2 protein-coding genes are annotated in these 1,566 nt (G+C 70.4%); both read right to left on the bottom strand.

Annotated features, from left to right (window positions below; all coding sequences use genetic code 11):
- The coding region (locus G6022_RS13900; RefSeq protein ID WP_277819504.1) for an alpha/beta-hydrolase N-terminal domain-containing protein at positions 1-655 on the bottom strand (655 nt) is incomplete at its 3' end.
- An 80-nt stretch (positions 656-735) separates the two neighbouring features.
- The coding region (locus tag G6022_RS13895) for an SDR family NAD(P)-dependent oxidoreductase (protein WP_182691803.1) at positions 736-1,566 on the bottom strand (831 nt) is incomplete at its 5' end.

The following is a 1,566-nucleotide window of genomic DNA, read 5'->3' as shown; positions in this document are numbered from 1 at the left end:
ACCCCGACCTCTCGGCGGCGCGGGGTTGCCGCACGCCCTCGGCGGTGCCGTGGTCCGCGGCGGAGGCCGTCCTGTCGGCCAGGCCGATCACCCCGCGGTGGACGAGCCCGTTGATCGACAGCACGGCGATGAGGACCACGAGACCCAGCGCCACGACGCGGGCGAGTGGGGCCGGGACGTGAGGTGCGGCGATCCGGGTCAGCGCCGCCGTGCCACGCCGGATCCCCCTGGCCGCCGCGAGGATGACCGTCGCGACCAGTAGTGACAGCACCAGGACGAGCAGGTAGTTGGCGCGGTCGATGCGCTCGACGCCGGCCAGGTCCCGGGTGATCTGCTGCCACCAGGACCCCAGGACCAGGAACGTCGGGACGGTCACCGCGGCCGTGACGGCCAGGGACCACCACCCGATCCTGCGCAGGCGGGCGGAATGGTCCGGGGAGACCCCGCAGGAGCGGACCGCCCATGCGATCAGGCAGCCCAGACCGTACCCGGTCGCGAGGCTGATCCCGGTCGCCACGGCCTGCAGGGGCCACACCCGCGGCAACAGGGAGGGCGTCATGGACCACACGAAGAACAGCAGCGCGACGGCCAGTCCGACCGGGTGCAGGGAACGGGTGAAGCCGCGGATCGTCTCCGTCGACGGTGTCGTGGTCAAGACCGGTCCAGGGGTGAGAAGACCGTGGCGGAGCGCCAGGCGCGTGAGCGGAGTCTATCCCCGCGCACGCGCCCCGCGGCTCAGCTCTCGAGGTGGAGCCCCAGTTCGCGCGCCGCGAGCGCGGCGTACTTGGAGGTCTGCTCGAACGCCGACTCCAGGGGGTTCGCGTCGGTGACGTCGGCGATCTCGTTCCACCGCTCGGCCACGACCTCGGGGGTGCGGGCGTTGTCCGGGAGGTAGACCCCGCGGCTCTCGACCATCTGGGAAACGGCGAACACGCCGGCGCCGGCACCGAGGATGGTCTTGGTGGGCGCGTCCTCGCTGACCATGAACAGGGCGCCGGGCGCGATGGTCTCCGGGCCCATGATGTCCAGGACCCGCTGTGGGAGCAGGTCCTCGGTCATGCGGGTGGCGGCCGTGGGGGCGATGGAGTTGACCTTGATGTTCTTCTTGGCGCCCTCGATGGCGAGCACGTTCATCAGGCCGACCAGGCCGGACTTGGCGGCGGCGTAGTTGCTCTGGCCGAAGTTGCCGTAGATACCCGAGGACGAGGTGGTCATGAGGATGCGGCCGTATCCGGCCTCGGCCATGTGGGGCCAGACGGCCTTGGTGCAGTTGACCGAGCCCATGAGGTGGACCTCGAGGACCTTGCGGAAGTCGTCGTTGTCCATCTTGGCGAACGACTTGTCGCGCAGGATGCCGGCGTTGTTCATGAGGATGTCGATGCGCCCCCACTTGTCGATGACCGAGGAGACCAGCGCGTCGACCGCGGCCTCGTCGGTGATGTCGTTGCCGTCGACCATGGCCTCGCCGCCGGTGGCGACGATCTCGTCGACAACGCGCTGGGCCGGGGAGGTGGTGCCACCCTCGCCGTGGACGTCGCCGCCGAGGTCGTTGACGACGACCTTGGC

The organism is Dietzia sp. Cai40 (assembly GCF_014145165.1).
GTDB lineage: Bacteria > Actinomycetota > Actinomycetes > Mycobacteriales > Mycobacteriaceae > Dietzia > Dietzia natronolimnaea.
Note: the sequence above shows the minus strand (reverse complement) of the source record. Positions and strands in the feature narration are given on the sequence as shown.